Source organism: Pseudoduganella sp. HUAS MS19 (genome assembly GCF_053615455.1).
In genome coordinates this window covers 20,122-37,192 of record NZ_CM132133.1, presented here as the reverse complement: position 1 = coordinate 37,192, position 17,071 = coordinate 20,122, and the positions used below count along the sequence as shown (strand labels likewise).

Below are 17,071 nucleotides of genomic sequence, written 5' to 3'. Positions count from 1 at the left end.
TGGCCGCAATTATTCATGGCATTGCTTGCATCACGGGCCAGCGCTCCGCAACGTTCCCGCCCTGCATCACAACGATATCGCCAAACTGCTGCAGCACCGATTCGCTTTGGCGCGGCCGCAAGAACACAAAATCGTCCACCTGCAACTGCTGCGCGCCAGACCCCAGGAAAGCCTGCTGGTTGGACGAATTCCCATACAGCCAGCTAGCCGCCAGGCCTGCTGGGGAAACCGGATCGGCCATCCAATTGCCACCATAGACGAAGTAGACGCGCTCCTGGTTCACATCCCAAGCCCGCGCCGCGTTGCCCAGCAACTCTACTCCGCGCGGCATCTGGAAATGGCGTCCGGCCTTCAGCACCGGCGTAGCGATGAAAGCCGCAGGCGCCAGGTCATTCAGCAAATCCGTATCAAAATCAGTCGGCTTGACTAGCGCCGACCCCAGCGCGATCTCATTCGCCACACCGCTTCCGTCATGCATGCGATAAGTAGGCGAGCCGCCCGCATTGAATACCAGACCTTCCAGGCCGCCGGTCGGGCGCAAAGCTTGCGTAGCGATCCCGGCGTAGTCGCGGTAGATAGCCTTGGCATCCGCCAGCGCTTTTTCGCGCAGGCTCGCCAGCGGCAGCTTGGGCACGTGTGCGTCGTAGCCCATCATCCCGCTCCATTGCAAGCGTGGCTCATCCTTGAGGATCGCCAGCATTTGCTGGAGCGCATGTGCGCTATCGACTCCGCCACGGTGCAGGCCCACATCAATTTCGAGGTTCACGCGCATATCCAGTTGCTGCGCCCGCGCCAGCTCGCGATACTGGGCCAGGCGCTCCGGCGTGTCGACCAGCCATTGCAACTGATTCGCCGGCTGGAACTGTCCGCCCTGGAAACTGCGATAGAACTCGGCCGCCGCAGCGGCGGGCAAAGGCTTGCCCAGCAACAGGTCCACATCGCCGCGCTGCGCCGCAAGTTGCTGAAGGTAGGGTAGGTTGAACACCATCAACCGGCGTGTTTGCATGGTCTGCATCAGCAAATCCAGCAAGGGCAGGCAGGGCAGGGACTTGGCCACCAGCCGCAAAGGCAAGCGGCCATCCACATTGCGCATCACCTGGCGCGCATTGGCCAGCAGGCGGTCGCGGTCTATCACCATGGTGGGCGTGGCTATGCCTGCCGCACGCAAGGCTTTCGAGACCCGCGCAAAATACTCCGCATGCGGCGCCCCCTTGTCGCGCGGACGAACCGCAAGCGCGGCAACGCCAACCAGCCCGGCGCCAATGGCAGTGATCACGGCACGTCGTTTCAGCGCCACCATCATGCCACCCCGAATAGGGAGCGCAGGTGCGGGTTCAGCATGCGACCCTGCGGGTCCATTTGATGCCGCAACGCCAGGAAGTCTTTCCAGCGCGGATAAAGCGCTGCCAGTTCCTTCGCCGTCAGGTTATGCAGCTTGCCCCAATGCGGACGGCCTCCATGCTTGCGGAAGATTGGTCCCAGCTCGGATACCAGGTAATCGTAGGCCTCCCCATGCGCCGCATGCACGGCAATGGAACAGCTATCGCGCATGTAGAAAGGACTGAGCCAGGCACCGTCTCCCTTAACAAAGCGAAATTCCATAGGGAAGTACACTTCGTTGCGCTTCTCCAGCGCAGCGATGATCTCCTTCACGCAGGCGATACCCGTCTCGCGCGGCACGTGGTATTCCGTCTCGTTGAAGCGCGTTGGCCGCACCGTGGAAAGCAGCTTCCACGAACGGTTCTTCGCCTCCTCGGTCAGATCTTCATCGATCAATTTGCCTGCCGCCCATCGCCGCAGGTCTGGGAACTTGCCCAGCCAGTCGCGCAGCTTGCGCAAGTCGCTCAGCATCTCCTCATCCTGTGAATGAGGCACCAGCACATCGCTGCCCTGGTACTCGTCGTGCGCAATGCCCGCCGCATACCCGGTGAATGGCAGGTAGTAGAATTCGAAATGCCGGTGCTTGCGCGCCAGTTCGCCCGCCTGTTCCAGCATCTGCCCCAGTGGGCGCAACCACACCTTGCGGTGCAGGCTGAAGGACGGTACCACTCGCACGGTCGCCTGCGTAATCACGCCCAGGCTGCCAAGGGAAACGCGCGCTGCCGCCAACTGCTCCGGATGGCGCTCCTGGTCCCACTCCACCACCTCGCCCTGCGGCGTGACCAGGCGCAGCGCCGTCACATCCGCGTGCATGGCCTGCAGGTTCATGCCAGTGCCATGCGTGCCCGTACTGATGGCGCCCGCCAGCGACTGCAGGTCGATATCCGGCAGGTTTCGTAAGGCCAGGCCAACGCCATCCAGCTGGCGTGAAATCGCGGCCAGGCGCGTGCCGGCGCGCAGTGTTGCCGTCATGGCGGCCTTGTCATGCGACAGTACGCCGGACAAGCGTTCCAGCGAAACGATCGTGTCGCTGGTTGGTACCAGGGGAGTGAAGGAATGGCCCGCACCAACACAGCGTACCGTGCCGCCGGCTTTGCGAAGCAGGTCGGCCAGCGCCTGCTCGTCGGCTGGCGTGGCCAGCGACTGCGCCTGGCAATGCTGCACTTCTGACCAGTTCTTCCAGCGGAAGGGACGCGGTAGCGCCGGCGCCGCCTGGGCACGGCCCACAAGCAGGCCCGCTGCCATAGCCGTGGCACCGGCTTTCAGGAAGAGGCGACGCTGTTTCATGACCCGCTCCTCATCATGAAGAGCGTCAGCGCGCGAAGGTCGTCTGTGCTGCAGTCATTGCACTGGCCCATGGCCGGCATGGCGTTGAAGCCATCGCTCGCGTGGCGGACCAGTTGGTCGATGCCCTGCGCCAGGCGCGGATTCCAGTGCGGCGCAAAACCAGTCAGCGGTGCTCCGCTTCCGTTCCGTGCATGGCACACCATGCATGAACGCTCATAGCGCTCCGCCAGCCGCGCATCGACTGGCCGGGAAGTCTCAGCCCATTGCAGGTCGGCCGCAGCCGGCTCCTGTTTGGCAGCAGAGCAGGCGCTCAGGCTCGCCAGTACCATTACCATACCCAGCAACGCTCGCATCGACTCCCCTTCTTCAAGTGGACCAACGTCGAATGAGAATAACGATGAACTTGGAAAAAAACAACGTTTTTCGGCAGGCGAGGCAAAAGCATTGCTCAAAAAGCTACATGGTCAGGCAGGCTTGAAGCGGTGCAGGATGCCGCTCAGGAGTACGTCGATCAACGCATCCAGGTGGCGATTGAATTCGTCATGCGCGAACCAAGGTTCGTTCTCGCCGAACACCAGGCGCAGCGACACCATGCCGTGAAGGCCTTCCCAGAAGATCTGGGCAACAGCCTCGGCCTTATCTGCCGCAATCTGGCCCTCTCGCGCCAGGTCGATGAAGAGCTGGCATGCGAAGGCATATGGATCCTGCGCTAAATTGCCGTGTTCAACGCGCGAGCTTTCCACTGGCGCGTGAGGCCGACGCTCCATGAAGACCAGAGCATATTGGTCTGGATGGCGCATGCCAAAGACCACATACGCTCGGCCTACCTTGCGGATGTTCTCCAGTAGCGGCAGATTCTCATCCAAGGCGTTGCGCATAGCTTTGACCAGCTCGATCAAATCGCTGTCCATTGCCTGGGTGATCAGTGTGGCTTTGTTTTGGAACAGGTTGTAGACGACGGTAGTCGAAAAGCCGGCCTTCTCTGCGACCTTGCGCAAAGTGATCTCGCGCGTGCCACCAACCTTGATCAGTGACCGCACAGCTTTGATGATATCTTTTCGGCGCTGCTCGGATTCCCGCAGCTTTCGCAGTTCTACAGTGTTTGGTTTGTTCATGGAATTCAGTTCTATGCAACCTTGCACGGCCGAGACTAGCACGCAGTGGTCGAATAGATCAACGGGACTGAAGCTGTTTGGTAGCTGGCATTTGCAGTCGGTCTCAAGCTTTACTGCAGCCGAATTGCCGTGTCGAATACCCACGTTCGGCGAATCTCGATCACGTCGTATTGGCGAGCAAGGGCCGGTGGGAACGCGCCGTAAGGAGCGTGGCTGGCTATTACTTTCCGGATCGCGTCGTCAATTGCAGGAACGCCGCTGGAAACCACGAAAGTTACTTTTTCTACAGTGCCGTCAGCGCGGATCGCCACGGTCACCATCGGCGGCACGTGACGCTGCTTCACTACCTCCCGCACCAGTTCGAATGCCATGTTCAGCTCGAACTTCTTGCTCATCGCTTCTGCATATTCGACCAAAGCGCCATTCGGATCGGCACGACCAAATAGCCAGCCGCGGCGCAGGCCGCTGACCGTAGGTAACAGTGACTTGGCTGGATTCTTCTGCGCAGCATCGCGCTGTGCGGCTTCTTCGTTGAGTTGCCGGCCAATCGCGCGCAGGCGCTCTTCGCGTTCAGCCTCCTGCTTCGCTTTTTCAAGCTGCGCCTGCTCTCGTTTAGCCTGCTCGAGGCGCGCGGCTTCTTGCTTAGCCGCTTCTTGTCGGGCTGCCGCTTGTTTGATTTCATCCTGCCGTGCGGTCTCTTGTTGCTGCGCCTGGCGTGCTGCCTCTAGCTGCGCTTGCTTAATCTGCTCCTGTCGCTGGGCCTCCGCTTTACGAGCGGCTTCGACTCGTGCGAGCTCGGCACGCTCCTGTGCTTGCCGGGCAGCCTCCTGGCGGGCCAGCTCTTCCAACTTCGCCTGTTCGCGCCGAAGCTCCTCTTGCCGAGCCAATGCCTGCCGTTCCGCCTCTTGTCGCGAAGCTTCGTTCCTGGCCGCTTGCTCAGCGCGAGCAACTTCCTGGCGAAGTTGTTCCTGGCGTGCCGCTTCGAGTTGCGCTTGCCTTTGCTGTTCTTGTCGGAGCGCTTCCTGACGTGCGGCCTCAGAGCGCTCGTGTTCAAGGCGGGCGGCTTCTTGCCTTTGCTGTTCCTTGCGTGCTGCTTCGCGTTGGGCGTCGGCCATCAGTTCGGCCTGGCGCAGTCGTTCTGCTGCCTGCTTTTCCTGTTCAAGCCTGGTCACTTCCAGCGCTCGTTCGCGTGCATCTGCTTCAAGCTGTTTTTGCGCTATGTCGTTAGCGTTGTCGGGGACTTGCGCTTCCCGTTCCTGAATTGGAATGTTACGCACCGTGGAGTTTGCGGGAGCTTCCACAGGTGCAGTGGCCGGCGCAATTGGTAGTGTTACGTCGGCCCGTTTCTCTGCCTGTACGACTGCAGGAGGAGTTGGGATTGGCGCGGGTGCAGGCGGTGGCGGCGGGATCAATACGGCGGGTGTTTCGCTATTTCCAATGGCTGGAAGAGGGGAAGTCATTGACGCTTCGGGAAGCGCCACAGCGGGCCTTTCGATGGGCGCGAGCACCGGATTGGCGTTGACGGACTGTGCAGTGCTCGGGGCTGGCGGTGGTGTTGACGCTGGAAGCGCTGGGGGCGGTGGCAAAAGCAGCACTTGCAGGTCATTGGCACCCAAGCGCCGTTCCTCCCAGGGGAACTTGAGGGCAGGGAGCCCGAATGTCTGTCCGCCAAGCGTAATGCTCATTAACAGCGCGTGGATGATGGCGGAGATCACCACGGCCGTGCTCATGCGCCAGGACTCGCGCTGGATGCTATTCGGCCGGCTAATAGTGATAGCTGAGGACATCAGAACAGACTATCACAAATGCTGCTGATAATTAACCAATTGATAACTTTAACGGGGGATTAGCAACAAACTTGATGGCTGAACAGGGAAAATTTGCCGGGGCAGCTCGAAACACCGCCTTCTGTGCCAGCGATCCTGGAGGCAATCCGGTTCTGAAGTATCACACCGCGTGGTTCCCTATCGAGTATGCACCGACAAAGAACAGCAGCTTTGTACATGTTGGGAACATGTCGGAGGGATGCGTCACAATGTATGACTTGACGATGTGGTATCCACTATATCGTTATCTGATTTCGAACCGTTCTGACAAAGAGGGGCGCTATGTTTGCACTGTCACGATTGAGTAGGAGTGGTTTTCTTCTTTTGGCTTTTACGGGAAGTGTCGGCGACAGCTTCGCATCTGACGTCGAAGTCGATCCGTTGCTCGGTTATCACTCAGACAATACAACGCATGGGCTTTACGAGATACGGGAGGAGGTCCGGGAATTTATTAGTAGGGAGAACGCCAAGAACAAAACGAACTGGGTAGTCGGCGATCCCGACATTCGTATGTACGCACCTCGGTGCGCGGTGCCACTGAGAATTAAATGGCGGCATGATGAACGACGTCGAAGCGTTGATGTTATTTGCACGCGTACTGTCAAAGGTTCATATGAAAAAGAGTGGGATTTGCCTGTGCCGATTCGTGCGGCGAAGTCGTCGTAGTTCTGTTCTCCGGTATCGGAATTTGCACCAGTGCGGCCCAGTCGGGGCAGTAGCCGCATCTTGAATTTTCTCCGCGAGGGAGGCGCGGCTAATCGCGAAGAATTTCCTCAGCCTGTGGGCTGAAAGCCTTCTGCCCTTTAAACGGCGATAGGCTGCTTATCGCAAATGGAATCGGACTGTGCGCTTGGAGATGGCCGATAGCCAGGACAAGAGTTGGAAAGGCCCTTGTTTCGTAAATCTCGAACTTCTCACTGACCATATTTTGTTCGCTGATCGCGGCAACGTGAGCGAGGTACTCAGCTTCGACCTTTTGAAGAGCGAGCGTTATCCAGAATGGTTCGTCCTCCTTCATGAAGTTGAACGAGCATCCGATTTGTTTGCCTCGGTCCACAAGGCCGAGGACTCGGTCATCAATCATTTTTTCACCATCTCAAGCGCGGAGCGCTGCCCCATCGCTTTACTTTACTCCATGAAGACAATTTCCCGGGTATAGGCTTGATAGAACTTCGGCTCATTGATTTTGTTTTTGAGCCAGAAGTAGAAGTCGATATCCTCCCGGTCCTGCGCGAACGGGTGTAGCCCTACGCCAAATTTTTCCTTGTAACTCAGCTCGAAAACAGGCGCTCCTAGATGAAGAATGCGAAAGTGGGAGAACTCTCCCTGCTCCGTTATTTCCGCTCTGGTTTCGCAGGCATTAGGGCGGTACATGATGCCGTTGAAAATCAAAAGCGGCCCATCGGGAGTCGCCAACAAGGCGATGGCCTGTGGCGGTTGGTTACCCTCTTCGAGTTCGAACATCCCGAACGCAATCTTCTCTTCGCTGCTCTCCTTGCTTGGTCCGATCTCGCTTGCGCCGGTGGATAGGTCAATCTTCATCAGTTCGACGGAGCCATCGTACTGATGAAGTGCGATAGTTTTGTTGGTCATTACGACTCGCGATCACGCGCGACGCGCGCTGTTTCGTAAAGTTCTAATTGTTTCAGCGCTCTCAGCTTGAGAACTATATCGTTGCTCCGCAACTCACCTTCTAACCGCTTCCAGCCGTCCTTTTCAGCCTCAGTATTACGAGAAACGTTCAGGGCCGACAGGACACCAAAGGCCGCTCTCGCTACTGCGCTCTCATTAGCTTCGGTCAAAATGATTTGCTTGAAGAAAGCAATGGTGTTCATGTTCTGAGGCGTGCGCCACAGAGCGGAAACCAACAGGGGCTTCAGACTGTCGGCGTAATTGGAATAGTCCTCAATCATATGGCTTTGATAGACCAGCTCGCCAGAATGCCGAACCAATTCTTCCTGGATCAGATAGGCGTGCGCATAAGGGTCTTTTCGAAGGCTGGGTTCTTCTTCTTTCATGACGGCTATCGCCCGCTCCGGGTCAACGAAAGCCAGCCATTCAGCTGAATACGGAAGCTCGCTTACCAAGAGGCCGAATACTGTTTCGATTTCGTCTTCGCTCAACCCAATGAAAGCACTTCGATTGTAGCCGTCAGCCTTCTCGCTACCGGTCAATTTGTACTGCCGCATAAATTCATCAAATGCCGCTGTCATACTATTCCTATCGCGCGGTTACTTCGCTTTGGCACGTATACCTATCTTCGAGAGACTCGGGCCGCTCTATTCGCGAGCGCCTCGAAAATGCACTTCAAGGCCATCAAGCAGGCGCGCCAGACCGAACTCAAATGAACGATGAGGGTCGTGTGCCGACTGGTAAGCCTCGCCCACAGTGCGTCCTACCCTCGCAGCTAGTGGGAACCGCCTGGCATCGAACACTTTCTCGAATGCCTGCTGCTGCTGTTGCCACCATTCCAGGTCGGACTGGCCGGTAACCGATTGCGCGTCTGCGGCATCCACCGCACTGCGCGCAGCGCCACGCACATAGTCAGAAACCAAAGTGACAACCAGATCCATCTCCAGGTCACTCAAGCCTGCTTCCGACACGGCATTCAGCCCTTGTTCGTACATCGCAATCGCATTCGGTCCGAGAGCGGGCCTGTGTGTGGCAACCTGCAGCATCCAAGGGTGCCGCACGTACAGGGCCATGCTGCCTCGCGCAAGGTGTTCAAGCGCGCCTCGCCAACCGCCACCCGCTGGCGCAAGCTGCTGCAACTCGGCATAGACACAATCCACCATAACGTCGAGCAGTTCGGCCTTGCCCGGAACGTAGGTGTACAGCGACATCGCGGACACCGTCAACTCCTCGGCCACGCGTCGCATCGAAAGCGCAGCCAGGCCCTCTTTGTCGGCCAATGCAATCGCCACCTCTCCAATACGTGTAACGGACAGGCTTTGTTTGGGCCCGCGTTTCGGCGACTCTTTCACGCCCCAGAGCAGCGCAAGGCTGCGCGCCGGATCGCCTGATCCCCCGAACTCTGATTTCACCAGGTTTCACCCAAGAATTGTTGACAGTGTATAGAGTTTACATGTAAATAACTCCTTACTTTGTACGAAGTTCACCAAAAGGGAGCAGGGAATGCGAAATTTCGAATGGAATCCGAGTTTGAATATTCCACAACCGCAGGCATACCTCGACGCTCAGGTCGAGCGGCTGATCGAATTGGGATATCCGCAGATTCTTGGAGTGAGTGTGACGAGCTTTCGCCAAGCGCTTTCCGCGCTGGCTTCCTATTTGCCGGAAGCCGGTGAAATGCCGACTGCCATCCCCAGTTGCGGTCACTTGCCTTTCGTCCTGGTGATCAATATGGCCGCGGTGCCAGTGCGTAAGATGATTCCCTTGATTGAACGCCGGGGCAAAGCGGCGGTGGAGCGCTTGTACCCGATTGAACCAGAGCTGTTCCTGCCCACTGAGGGCACCGCAATTCCGCCCGGCCATGCCTATCTGCTGTTGGATATCGACAGGGGCATGGAAACCCTTAACGTCACCCCGGACACGGCACTCATCACTCTGCAAGCGCAGCAACGATCTCCGTTGACCGTCGAAGAAGGCGTCGCAATACTCACCCACTTCCCGGAATTCCTGCAGCCGAACAACTGCTTCCTGATGCTGGGATCGCGCTGCGGCGATAAACGCGTGCCTGCATTGTGGCTGAGCGATGGCCGGCCGAAACTTGGCTGGTGCTGGGCGGGCAATCCACACACCTGGCTGGGCTCGGCCTCATGCGCGAAGAGGACGCCGGCGGTTAACTTGATGGAACTGTAAAGGCGGCAGCCACTTGAGATGGCCGGGAGAGCGGGGTATGGCCGATAAAGCCGCACCCCTTACAATCAGTAAGGCTTGGCGACGATCAGGCTGATTGGCACTTCAACTGTCGTGAGGTCGCGGTAGGACGAGACTTCGAGTTTGCCGGCTCCAATTTGGCCGCTGAAGCGCCATTGGGCGCTAACGGCTGTTCCGTCGGTGCGGCCCTCCCTGGAATATCCGCCGCGTTCCGCGGTGATGGTGGAACCGTCGGCCTTCAGGATTTTCATGGCGGCGATGCCCATCAAGCGTTCATCGCCGCTCAGCGTGATGGAAGTCGAATCAATATTGGAAATGACTGAAGTGCCCAAGCCAATATCAATCTTCGCGCCCACCTTGGGCTGGAATGCCGCGCTGGTGCGGGCAATGGACGTTGCGACCGGCAGTTTGATATGGCCGTTAAAGGCGACACCTCTTACGCCTCCATCGGGAAGACGGGAAATCGAAAGGGAAATCAAGGTCTTCTTTCCGTCTTCGCTCACCTTGCGGAAGCTCGATACTTTCACCGTTCCCAGCGATACCTGGGGCTTGTTCGGGACAACCGCTGTAGCTGTAATTTTGGAATCGTCGTTGCCGAATGCCGGAATGTCGGCGATCAGGCGGTCTTTGAAGATGATAACCGCGTGCGTCTCTACCGATTCCTGGGCTCCGAGCGTTGCGAACGGAACCAGGCTCTTCTCGCGTCCTGGCGGCGCTTCCATGAACGATGCGCCGATCTGTTTGACGGTGACAGCAGGAACACCGGCAGCGAGAGCCGTACTTGAGAGGAGCGAAAGCAGTAAAACCGGCAAGGCGTAGTTCATCGTTTCCTTTTTATTAATGTGCTAATTTTAAAAAAAGCCTGTGAATATCCACGGGCGTTTATCACTCGAACTACAGAGTGTAAGCATACCTATAAATTGGTACACATTTTGATCTGCACCTGAGGGCAGTATGGTAATCCCCGATTTCTAATTCACGCCAGAAGAAGGGGGGGGCGGGCGGGGAGCTCTTGATTTGGTGTATCTCACCCGGGCCCATGTCGGGGGCGCTCGTGATTGTAGGTCCTGAGCCAACCAGTGGCAAACTTCTGGATCTCGTCCAACGAGCCGAACTGCTACAGGCTTTGGTGCAATGTCGCGCAATCTCACGCGGCTCACAATGCACTTGTGGGCGTCGATCGCTTCCAGAGCTCGGTGAGATAGCCTTGAGCCGGAATCAACGGAATCAATTGCTCAGATAGCGGCCCGCGGTGCCGACTTAGGGGCGGTTGTGTGCTGATCAAATTAAACGCCGTTCCGGAAAACGATTCAACCTCGCAGAAGCTGCCGGGTGTTCCCGAGGTTCCTGCGCGCGAAGTGCTTGAGATTTTTCGACGTTTCAAAGTTCGCGTTCTCCAGAAGCCGGCGGGGGGGCCGCCGACTGATCGCGGAGACACAAGAAGCACCAATGCCGCATGTGCAGGTCGCCCGCAGTCGGTTCCTGTTTGGCGGCAGGGCAGCCACTCAAGCCTACCTGCATCATCACTACGCCCAACAAGAAAAAGCATTGTTCTTCTATTTCAAAGTGAACGGGACGCAAACATGAAGATGCCGATATCTGAAGAGCCCCGAATACCCATCCGGTTGCCGAATATCAACGTCGATATGCTAGTGCATGACAGTCACATCGCCACGGCATCAATCAACTTGTAGTTATCTGAATCAAAGCTATATTTAATTATCTCGTTAATCCCCTTCAGGTCTAAGATAATCTCCTCATCATTCTTAAGAAAAAAGTAAACCTCAATCACATTGCACGAATCATCTATTTTAACGTCGATCTTATAGCGTCTCAGTAAGTCCTCGTCCCCTTGATCTTCCAAATGCTTTTTGCAAGCGAGGCTGATAATCTTCCACGCCTTACCCCGGAGCAGAATATCGCCGGGGTAATCCGTCATTGTCCTAAGCTTGTCGTTACTAAAATCTATCATTGCTCCCCATTTCCTATACGTCAAATAATGTGACTTATCGCATAAGAATCTTTTGGACCAATGAAAAATCCATCAAAGAATAAATATATTCGACGCCGCGGCCATTCTTATACATTCCCCGAATTGCCACTTAAAATGGTATGCCATTTATCCCATGGGCTGGATCTGGCAGGAAAGCAGCCGAAATATAATCCATATCATCCGTATAACTAACGCAAATCTGATAATTGTCAAACAACCATTCACATTTCGAGAAAATCATGAACTCGTCGTAAGCAATACTCATTGCTCTGATAACCGCGCCTGACAAATTGAAGTCCCGTGGATAGAATCTATCAAACTCCGGAAAGGAATCTTTGTTGAAAATCACTTGCGATACCTTTTTTAGCTGGGCGACAGGCAAAGATGAGTTTGGGTGCGTTCAATGATGATCCGGATGTATTACCTATGGGCCAATGAGCACATGGATGATCCTACTCAGGGGAGATCTGGCCCGGATTGGCTCAGCCAAGTGTGAGAGGCAGAAATATCCAGACCGAGCAATTTAGGAGAGGCTATCTCTTTACCGTTGCAACGTCAATCAACCTGCCGTCATCAAAGTTGAAAGTAAATCCAATAATCTCAATGAGATCGGTCTTGCTCATTATAGGTTCGTCGATATTCCTCAATGCAAATAAAATTTCGACAACTTTGCCGGAGTCATCTATCTCAACCGCGACCTCGTAACAATTCAGTAATTCATCGCTGCCAGCAATTTCTAAGAACTTCTTATAAGCATGATCAATGATCTCAAATATCTTCCCTCTGTACATTATATTTCCGGAAGAATCTGATTTCAATCTAGCCCATTCGTCGCCTTGCTGCATTGTCATGTTGCCGCCTCAGATAATATCAACAATTTCCCATCAAACCAATTCTGATGCTCAACGCATATAAATCGTCCTGACCAAGGAGTAGTCCAGCAACCTATAAATATAGACCACACCCATTCCATTCTTGTACATTCCCTGGCTAGACACTTCAAACCATGCCCTTATACACAAGTCCAAAATCAGGAAGCAGGCATAGCTGCATAGCGTAATGCTTCCGCCGCCACGCGCACTTTCCGCAGTCCTTTCCAAATCGTTTGCACACCGGGCTCACCGTCGCCTTTGCGGGCAAGGAAACCGCCAAATCCGGCGATCAAACGTAGCACCTCATTCAGCGTCGGCTTTGCTGGCGGCCCAGCCTTGGAGCGCATGTATGCAGCGCGAATTTCGGCCCAGTCGAAGAAGCGACTGGCCTCCAGGTCTGGGCAGGTTCGCCCCAGCCGCATCAGGTGCGCGATGCGCCATGCCACTACCAGATACATCGCGATAGCCCGTTCCAGTTTGCCGATATGCTCCAACTGCAACGACTCGATACGGCAAGCATTCTTCAGGATGTCGAACAGCATTTCGATTTCCCAGCGGGCGCGATACCAGTCGATCAATTCCACTACCTCCGCATGGCTAGTGGCACAACGGTTGGTCAGCAAGCGCCATTCAATTGGCTTAACGCCGGCTGGCGCATCGATTTCGCGCGCCACGATGCTGGTCACGGCCAGGGGGCCATTGGCACCGTTGCGCAGATCAATCCGCTGCACCCACAATTGCTGGCGTACAGGACGGGCTTTGACGCCATGCCGCGACGCCATGGTGAATTCAATCTGCCCAACTGGCTCACTGGCGGTGGTGCGCTCCCAAAGCTTGCCGCCATCAGGCAGGCATCGGTTGTGCGCGGCGCGGATTAGCCAGTCGGCTGGCTCGCCAGCTTCTTGCGCCCGGCGCATCAAGGGTAAAAGATCGGCTTCCCGGTCCGCCAAATAAACCAGGCGCGTATCGGGGAAGTCCGCCGCCATTTCGGCAACGCGATCATAGCCCTCGATCCAACGCAGGCTTTCCTTCAAATCATTGCGCTTACCAGATGCATCTTTCTTGCTGCGAGCCCACATCCATGCATCGAGCACACCCAGCGCTTCGCGCTGCGGCGTCACCGCATAAGTCGGATGCAAATACATGCCGCGCTGCGGCTCGTAACATAACGGCCCCAGGCCCTCCGTCTCTTGTCCGTTGAAATTCAGTTCTGTCGTGTCTTGCATACAGAGAACGACCGCCTTGCCGTGCATGCGCTGCTGAGTCTGCTGCCAATGCGGCGTAAGGATGGCTTGCCAATCCACCGCTTCATTGCTCAAAAAACGGTAAGCGGCCATCGTCTCCGCCCAGCCGTGGCAGGCATCAGGAATGCTCGCCGTCGGGTCGGCTGCAAATCGCTCCATCAACGTCCTCGCTCGATTGTTGAGGCGCGCATCACCGAGATCTAATCCTGCAAATTCCGTGGTTGCCCACTGTGCTGCTGTCGTCAACGCGCCACCTAAAAGGCGAGAGTAAACGCGAAATGACGTCAGCTTACAAGTGCTGTTGCAAGTCCTTGAATGTAAACTGATTTTTCTGGCGCATGCCGGTCATGTCAGACTTGTGTATAAGGGCATGATTACAACTACCTGCACAGGCGCTGGGAGCAGGCTGGCTGGTTCTATTGGTATGAGCATCGTGCGAACGGGCATACGCTGGTAATTTCAGACGACTCGACGCAAGCATCCCCAATTGACGGCGCAAGTGCCGATATTCCATTTCAGAAGGAAGCTGGAGCCAAGGAAGACGACGCGCTGGGCAGCTGGACGCCGGTGCGCCATATGGCGCCGAGCAGTTTCGCTTTGGCGGGTTTTGATTTCAAAAAGCCGCACCCGGTACTTGCCAGTCTGCCTAGCGTCAACCAACAAGGTAAAGTCCTCAAAACGGACGTATATGAATACGCTGGAACCTATGGTTTCAAGGACCAGGGTGATGCCGATGACATCACGCGCCTGCGCCTTGAAGAGATCGAAGCCAAGGCCAAGTATTTTGAAGGCGCTGGCAATGACCGGAGCGCGCAGCCTGGCCGTTGCTTCGAGCTGACTGGCCACTTCGACGATGTTGGCGGCAGTGCAGACGACAGGACGTTCCTGATCCTGGAGGCCCGTCACAACGCCAGCAACAATTATCAAGCCGGCCGCCACTCCACATCGCGTTACGAAAATACCATCCGCTGCATCCGCAAGAAAATCCCTTGGCGACCGGGCCGGAATTTCAATAGTGAGCAAACCAAAGTCTTTGGTTTGCAGACCGCGTTGGTAGTGGGCCCACCGGGCGAGGAGATCTATACCGACGAATATGGCCGCGTGCGAATCCAGTTCCATTGGGACCGTATCGGTGCTTATGACGAAAAGAGTTCGGCTTGGGTACGTGTCGCTACAGCGTGGGCTGGACCGAACTTTGGTATGACTTCCATTCCCCGTATCGGTACGGAAGTGATCGTGCAATTCCTGGATGGGAATCCGGATCGTCCACTGATTACAGGCATGGTGCCTAATGCGAAATCGATGCCGCCATGGGAACTTCCCGCCAATAAAACGCAGAGCGGCATCCTGTCCCGGTCCACGCCGGGCGGTGCCTATGACAACGCGAATGCAATCCGATTCGAGGACAAAAAAGGCAATGAGCAGCTTTGGCTGCACGCCGAAAAGGACCAACTCACCGAGGTTGAACACGATGAGGACAAATGGGTTGGCAACGACCGGCGCAAGACGGTGGACCGCGACGAAACCACCGAGGTAAAGCGCGACCGCAAGGAAACCGTAGGCCATGACGAAACCATCACCGTGCATAACAACCGCACAGAACGGGTGGACCATGATGAAACCATCAGCATTGGCGACAATCGTTCGGAAGACGTCGGCAAGGATGAAAACGTCAAGATTGGCGGCAGCCGCCACGTCACCGTCGGCAAGGTGAAAACCGAAACCGTAGCCCTGGCAAAGATGCTGACCATCGGCGGGGCCTACCAAACTACCGTTGGCGCGGCCATGAACACCACTGTGGCACTGATGCAGGCGGAGCAGGTGGGCCTTTCCAAGTCTGTCACTGCCGGGAAAAAGATTACCTTCACTGCCGGCGAAGAGTTCCGCATCGAAGTGGGCGAAAGCACGTTCTACATGAACAAGGATGGCCGCATCGAGATTACCGGCAAGGAAATCATCATCCGCGCGTCGAAAAAGATTGAGCTGCACGGTGACGACGTAGATACCAATCCGAAGGCCTGAGAATAACTTGATCCCATCCATTCCCAGCCTGCGGTTTGATAACCGTACCGAGTTAGACGCGCTGCATTTCGACACCATTGACCAGAATGGCGTGGCTTTTCACGTCATCGTCGCCAAAACCGGCTATCGCATTGTGCCAGGCGAAACCAATGCCATGGCCAAGCTTGTCCCGACCGAAGAGCCGTTGCTGCTCTACGACCGGGACCACCACCATGATGGTGACCTGGAAAAGAGCGTACGGGTGGAAAGCGACTTGGCACCGTACAAGCCAGTTTGCGATGTGGTGGTGATTGGCGAAGCCCATCCGCCTGCCAATGTGAAGGTATTGCAATTTAATGTCGGCCTGCGCGTCAACTATCCTGATACGCCAGCGCCGATCCCGGAGCGTCCGCGCCCGCTCAACCCTATGCAAGCCCTGTCGACCGCTGCATTCGACGAATGGCAGCAGCAAGTGGCTATCGCGGAACGCACCCGCATCCCCGGCAAGGTACTGATCGATAAAACACTGATCGTCACTGGGAAACGCTATCTGCTCCGCCGCGCCGCGCCTTTGAGGTGGCTGGGCGGCCTGGCTCGTGTCGCTTCGTTGGGCGCGGTTCAGCCTAACCCATGGCGCCTGACGTCCGGGGAGCCGGCAACCGCCGTCCCGCTGCGATATGAGTTGGCCTTTGGTGGGGAGTGCCGCATTGAGCGTTCCAGTGGATTGACGAACCGTATCCCGAAGAAGCATCGCCTGAAAGATGAACAGGCTGCCAATTACCCAGCTCCACAGGGCGCCCCAGATGCGCACGACAGCAGCCAGTTAAACCCTGTGGGCTGTGGTTTCAGCCGGAAGTGGTATCTGGACGCGACACGCACGTCCGCAATGCTTGCTCCACGCATCGAGCACCCGTTGAAGCCGTTCAGCGCTGACTTGTTCTGGAATGTGGCTAAAGGCCAATCCGATTTGGAGACGGCAGGCATGGGATTTGTCGGGCGAGGCTGGCTTCCGCGCCGGCAACTGGTGGGCACGGTTGAAGAAAAAGACGATTGGCAGGAAGGCGAGATTCCGCTTCTGCCCAAGGATTTCGATTTCCGCTATTGGAACGGCGCCCCCGATGACCAGCAGTGCCAACATCTATCCGGCGGCGAGCAATTCAGGCTGACCAACTTGTCGCATCCATCGTCCACCGTTGCGCAGGTAGACACAGACGGCAACCGGCAACTGGCGTTCGCGCTGCCCCAACAGTCCCTGTTTGCCATGGCCGCCACGGAAACAGGTGGGGTTGCTGCATTGCCGCTGGCGATCGATACGGTCATCATCAATATGGAATCAGAGCAGGTCGAACTCGTATGGCGACTTGCCATCGTGGCTGACGGCGATTTCGAGGACGTGCGACTGATGCAGGCCACGGAACCCGATCAATTGAAGCGCCTGAAAGAATGGCAGGCAACCCAGTCTGAGCCTGCGTCGCTGGCCGCCTGATACACCGCATAACTCGCAATACGAATC

The 17,071-nt window shown here is 56.4% G+C and carries 18 protein-coding genes; 5 read left to right on the top strand and 13 right to left on the bottom strand.

Annotated elements, in window-relative coordinates; translation table 11 throughout:
* Positions 1-13: 13 nt before the first annotated feature.
* From ACWBU6_RS00160 to ACWBU6_RS00140, 5 genes are all read right to left on the bottom strand, one after another.
* Positions 14-1,303: an alanine racemase gene (locus ACWBU6_RS00160; protein WP_452646882.1), complete on the bottom strand. Its 1,290-nt coding sequence runs from the start codon at positions 1,301-1,303 to the stop codon at positions 14-16.
* On the bottom strand, positions 1,300-2,667 hold the full coding sequence (locus ACWBU6_RS00155; protein WP_452646881.1) for a D-arabinono-1,4-lactone oxidase: 1,368 nt from the start codon (positions 2,665-2,667) through the stop codon (positions 1,300-1,302). Before ACWBU6_RS00155 ends, ACWBU6_RS00160 begins: the two co-directional genes overlap by 4 nt.
* Entirely contained in the window at positions 2,664-3,020 is a 357-nt protein-coding gene (locus ACWBU6_RS00150; protein ID WP_452646880.1) for a c-type cytochrome, read from the bottom strand. Before ACWBU6_RS00150 ends, ACWBU6_RS00155 begins: the two co-directional genes overlap by 4 nt.
* 111 nt (positions 3,021-3,131) lie before the next feature.
* Positions 3,132-3,782 carry a TetR/AcrR family transcriptional regulator gene (locus tag ACWBU6_RS00145; RefSeq protein WP_452646879.1) on the bottom strand — a complete coding sequence of 217 codons (651 nt, stop codon included), beginning with the start codon at positions 3,780-3,782 and terminating at the stop codon, positions 3,132-3,134.
* A 110-nt stretch (positions 3,783-3,892) separates the two neighbouring features.
* The gene (locus ACWBU6_RS00140) at positions 3,893-5,059 is read right to left on the bottom strand and encodes a TonB C-terminal domain-containing protein (protein WP_452646878.1); all 1,167 of its coding nucleotides are present in this window, start codon (positions 5,057-5,059) and stop codon (positions 3,893-3,895) included.
* Between the two features lie 831 nt (positions 5,060-5,890).
* Here ACWBU6_RS00140 and ACWBU6_RS00135 point away from each other — a divergent pair.
* Positions 5,891-6,274, top strand: a complete 384-nt coding sequence (locus ACWBU6_RS00135) for a hypothetical protein (RefSeq protein WP_452646877.1) — start codon at positions 5,891-5,893, stop codon at positions 6,272-6,274.
* A gap of 88 nt (positions 6,275-6,362) precedes the next feature.
* Here ACWBU6_RS00135 and ACWBU6_RS00130 read toward each other — a convergent pair whose 3' ends face one another.
* The 4 genes from ACWBU6_RS00130 to ACWBU6_RS00115 all read right to left on the bottom strand — a co-directional run bounded on the left by ACWBU6_RS00130 (position 6,363) and on the right by ACWBU6_RS00115 (position 8,652).
* Positions 6,363-6,692, bottom strand: a complete 330-nt coding sequence (locus tag ACWBU6_RS00130) for a hypothetical protein (RefSeq protein WP_452646876.1) — start codon at positions 6,690-6,692, stop codon at positions 6,363-6,365.
* Positions 6,693-6,736: 44 nt separating this feature from the next.
* Positions 6,737-7,201, bottom strand: a complete 465-nt coding sequence (locus ACWBU6_RS00125; RefSeq protein ID WP_452646875.1) for a hypothetical protein — start codon at positions 7,199-7,201, stop codon at positions 6,737-6,739.
* Complete coding sequence (locus ACWBU6_RS00120) at positions 7,201-7,821, bottom strand: hypothetical protein (RefSeq protein WP_452646874.1); 621 nt, start codon at positions 7,819-7,821, stop codon at positions 7,201-7,203. Before ACWBU6_RS00120 ends, ACWBU6_RS00125 begins: the two co-directional genes overlap by 1 nt.
* 66 nt (positions 7,822-7,887) lie before the next feature.
* Complete coding sequence (locus ACWBU6_RS00115) at positions 7,888-8,652, bottom strand: TetR/AcrR family transcriptional regulator (RefSeq protein ID WP_452646873.1); 765 nt, start codon at positions 8,650-8,652, stop codon at positions 7,888-7,890.
* Positions 8,653-8,743: 91 nt separating this feature from the next.
* Here ACWBU6_RS00115 and ACWBU6_RS00110 point away from each other — a divergent pair, with 91 nt between their 5' ends.
* Positions 8,744-9,430 (top strand): DUF5701 family protein, encoded by a 687-nt coding sequence (locus ACWBU6_RS00110; RefSeq protein WP_452646872.1) that lies wholly within the window; start codon positions 8,744-8,746, stop codon positions 9,428-9,430.
* 65 nt (positions 9,431-9,495) lie between these two features.
* Here the strand turns inward: ACWBU6_RS00110 and ACWBU6_RS00105 are convergent, their stop codons facing one another.
* Positions 9,496-10,272 (bottom strand): hypothetical protein, encoded by a 777-nt coding sequence (locus ACWBU6_RS00105; protein ID WP_452646871.1) that lies wholly within the window; start codon positions 10,270-10,272, stop codon positions 9,496-9,498.
* Positions 10,273-10,897: 625 nt separating this feature from the next.
* Here ACWBU6_RS00105 and ACWBU6_RS00100 point away from each other — a divergent pair.
* Positions 10,898-11,035 (top strand): hypothetical protein, encoded by a 138-nt coding sequence (locus tag ACWBU6_RS00100; protein ID WP_452646870.1) that lies wholly within the window; start codon positions 10,898-10,900, stop codon positions 11,033-11,035.
* A 76-nt stretch (positions 11,036-11,111) separates the two neighbouring features.
* On the opposite strand, the gene ACWBU6_RS00095 is transcribed toward ACWBU6_RS00100, so the two are convergent.
* The 3 genes from ACWBU6_RS00095 to ACWBU6_RS00085 form a co-directional block, all read right to left on the bottom strand.
* Entirely contained in the window at positions 11,112-11,387 is a 276-nt protein-coding gene (locus tag ACWBU6_RS00095; RefSeq protein WP_452646869.1) for a hypothetical protein, read from the bottom strand.
* A gap of 587 nt (positions 11,388-11,974) precedes the next feature.
* The gene (locus tag ACWBU6_RS00090) at positions 11,975-12,292 is read right to left on the bottom strand and encodes a hypothetical protein (protein ID WP_452646868.1); all 318 of its coding nucleotides are present in this window, start codon (positions 12,290-12,292) and stop codon (positions 11,975-11,977) included.
* 179 nt (positions 12,293-12,471) lie between these two features.
* Positions 12,472-13,845, bottom strand: a complete 1,374-nt coding sequence (locus ACWBU6_RS00085; protein WP_452649585.1) for an IS4 family transposase — start codon at positions 13,843-13,845, stop codon at positions 12,472-12,474.
* Positions 13,846-13,941: 96 nt separating this feature from the next.
* Between ACWBU6_RS00085 and ACWBU6_RS00080 the strand changes: the two genes are divergently transcribed.
* Together ACWBU6_RS00080 and ACWBU6_RS00075 are read left to right on the top strand one after the other, a co-directional pair.
* Entirely contained in the window at positions 13,942-15,579 is a 1,638-nt protein-coding gene (locus tag ACWBU6_RS00080) for a type VI secretion system Vgr family protein (protein WP_452649636.1), read from the top strand.
* 7 nt (positions 15,580-15,586) lie between these two features.
* A complete protein-coding gene (locus tag ACWBU6_RS00075; protein WP_452646867.1) occupies positions 15,587-17,044 on the top strand; it encodes a DUF2169 family type VI secretion system accessory protein in 1,458 nt (485 codons plus the stop codon).
* Positions 17,045-17,071: the final 27 nt, after the last annotated feature.

Coding starts and splice junctions, on each gene's coding strand:
- ACWBU6_RS00105 (WP_452646871.1), bottom strand. CDS start 10,272: ATGAACTACGCCTTGCCGGTTTTACTGCTTTCGCTCCTCTCAAGTACG.
- ACWBU6_RS00110 (WP_452646872.1), top strand. CDS start 8,744: ATGCGAAATTTCGAATGGAATCCGAGTTTGAATATTCCACAACCGCAG.
- ACWBU6_RS00150 (WP_452646880.1), bottom strand. CDS start 3,020: ATGCGAGCGTTGCTGGGTATGGTAATGGTACTGGCGAGCCTGAGCGCC.
- ACWBU6_RS00135 (WP_452646877.1), top strand. CDS start 5,891: ATGTTTGCACTGTCACGATTGAGTAGGAGTGGTTTTCTTCTTTTGGCT.
- ACWBU6_RS00095 (WP_452646869.1), bottom strand. CDS start 11,387: ATGACGGATTACCCCGGCGATATTCTGCTCCGGGGTAAGGCGTGGAAG.
- ACWBU6_RS00145 (WP_452646879.1), bottom strand. CDS start 3,782: ATGAACAAACCAAACACTGTAGAACTGCGAAAGCTGCGGGAATCCGAG.
- ACWBU6_RS00120 (WP_452646874.1), bottom strand. CDS start 7,821: ATGACAGCGGCATTTGATGAATTTATGCGGCAGTACAAATTGACCGGT.
- ACWBU6_RS00125 (WP_452646875.1), bottom strand. CDS start 7,201: ATGACCAACAAAACTATCGCACTTCATCAGTACGATGGCTCCGTCGAA.
- ACWBU6_RS00155 (WP_452646881.1), bottom strand. CDS start 2,667: ATGAAACAGCGTCGCCTCTTCCTGAAAGCCGGTGCCACGGCTATGGCA.
- ACWBU6_RS00130 (WP_452646876.1), bottom strand. CDS start 6,692: ATGATTGATGACCGAGTCCTCGGCCTTGTGGACCGAGGCAAACAAATC.
- ACWBU6_RS00160 (WP_452646882.1), bottom strand. CDS start 1,303: ATGATGGTGGCGCTGAAACGACGTGCCGTGATCACTGCCATTGGCGCC.
- ACWBU6_RS00090 (WP_452646868.1), bottom strand. CDS start 12,292: ATGACAATGCAGCAAGGCGACGAATGGGCTAGATTGAAATCAGATTCT.
- ACWBU6_RS00100 (WP_452646870.1), top strand. CDS start 10,898: ATGCCGCATGTGCAGGTCGCCCGCAGTCGGTTCCTGTTTGGCGGCAGG.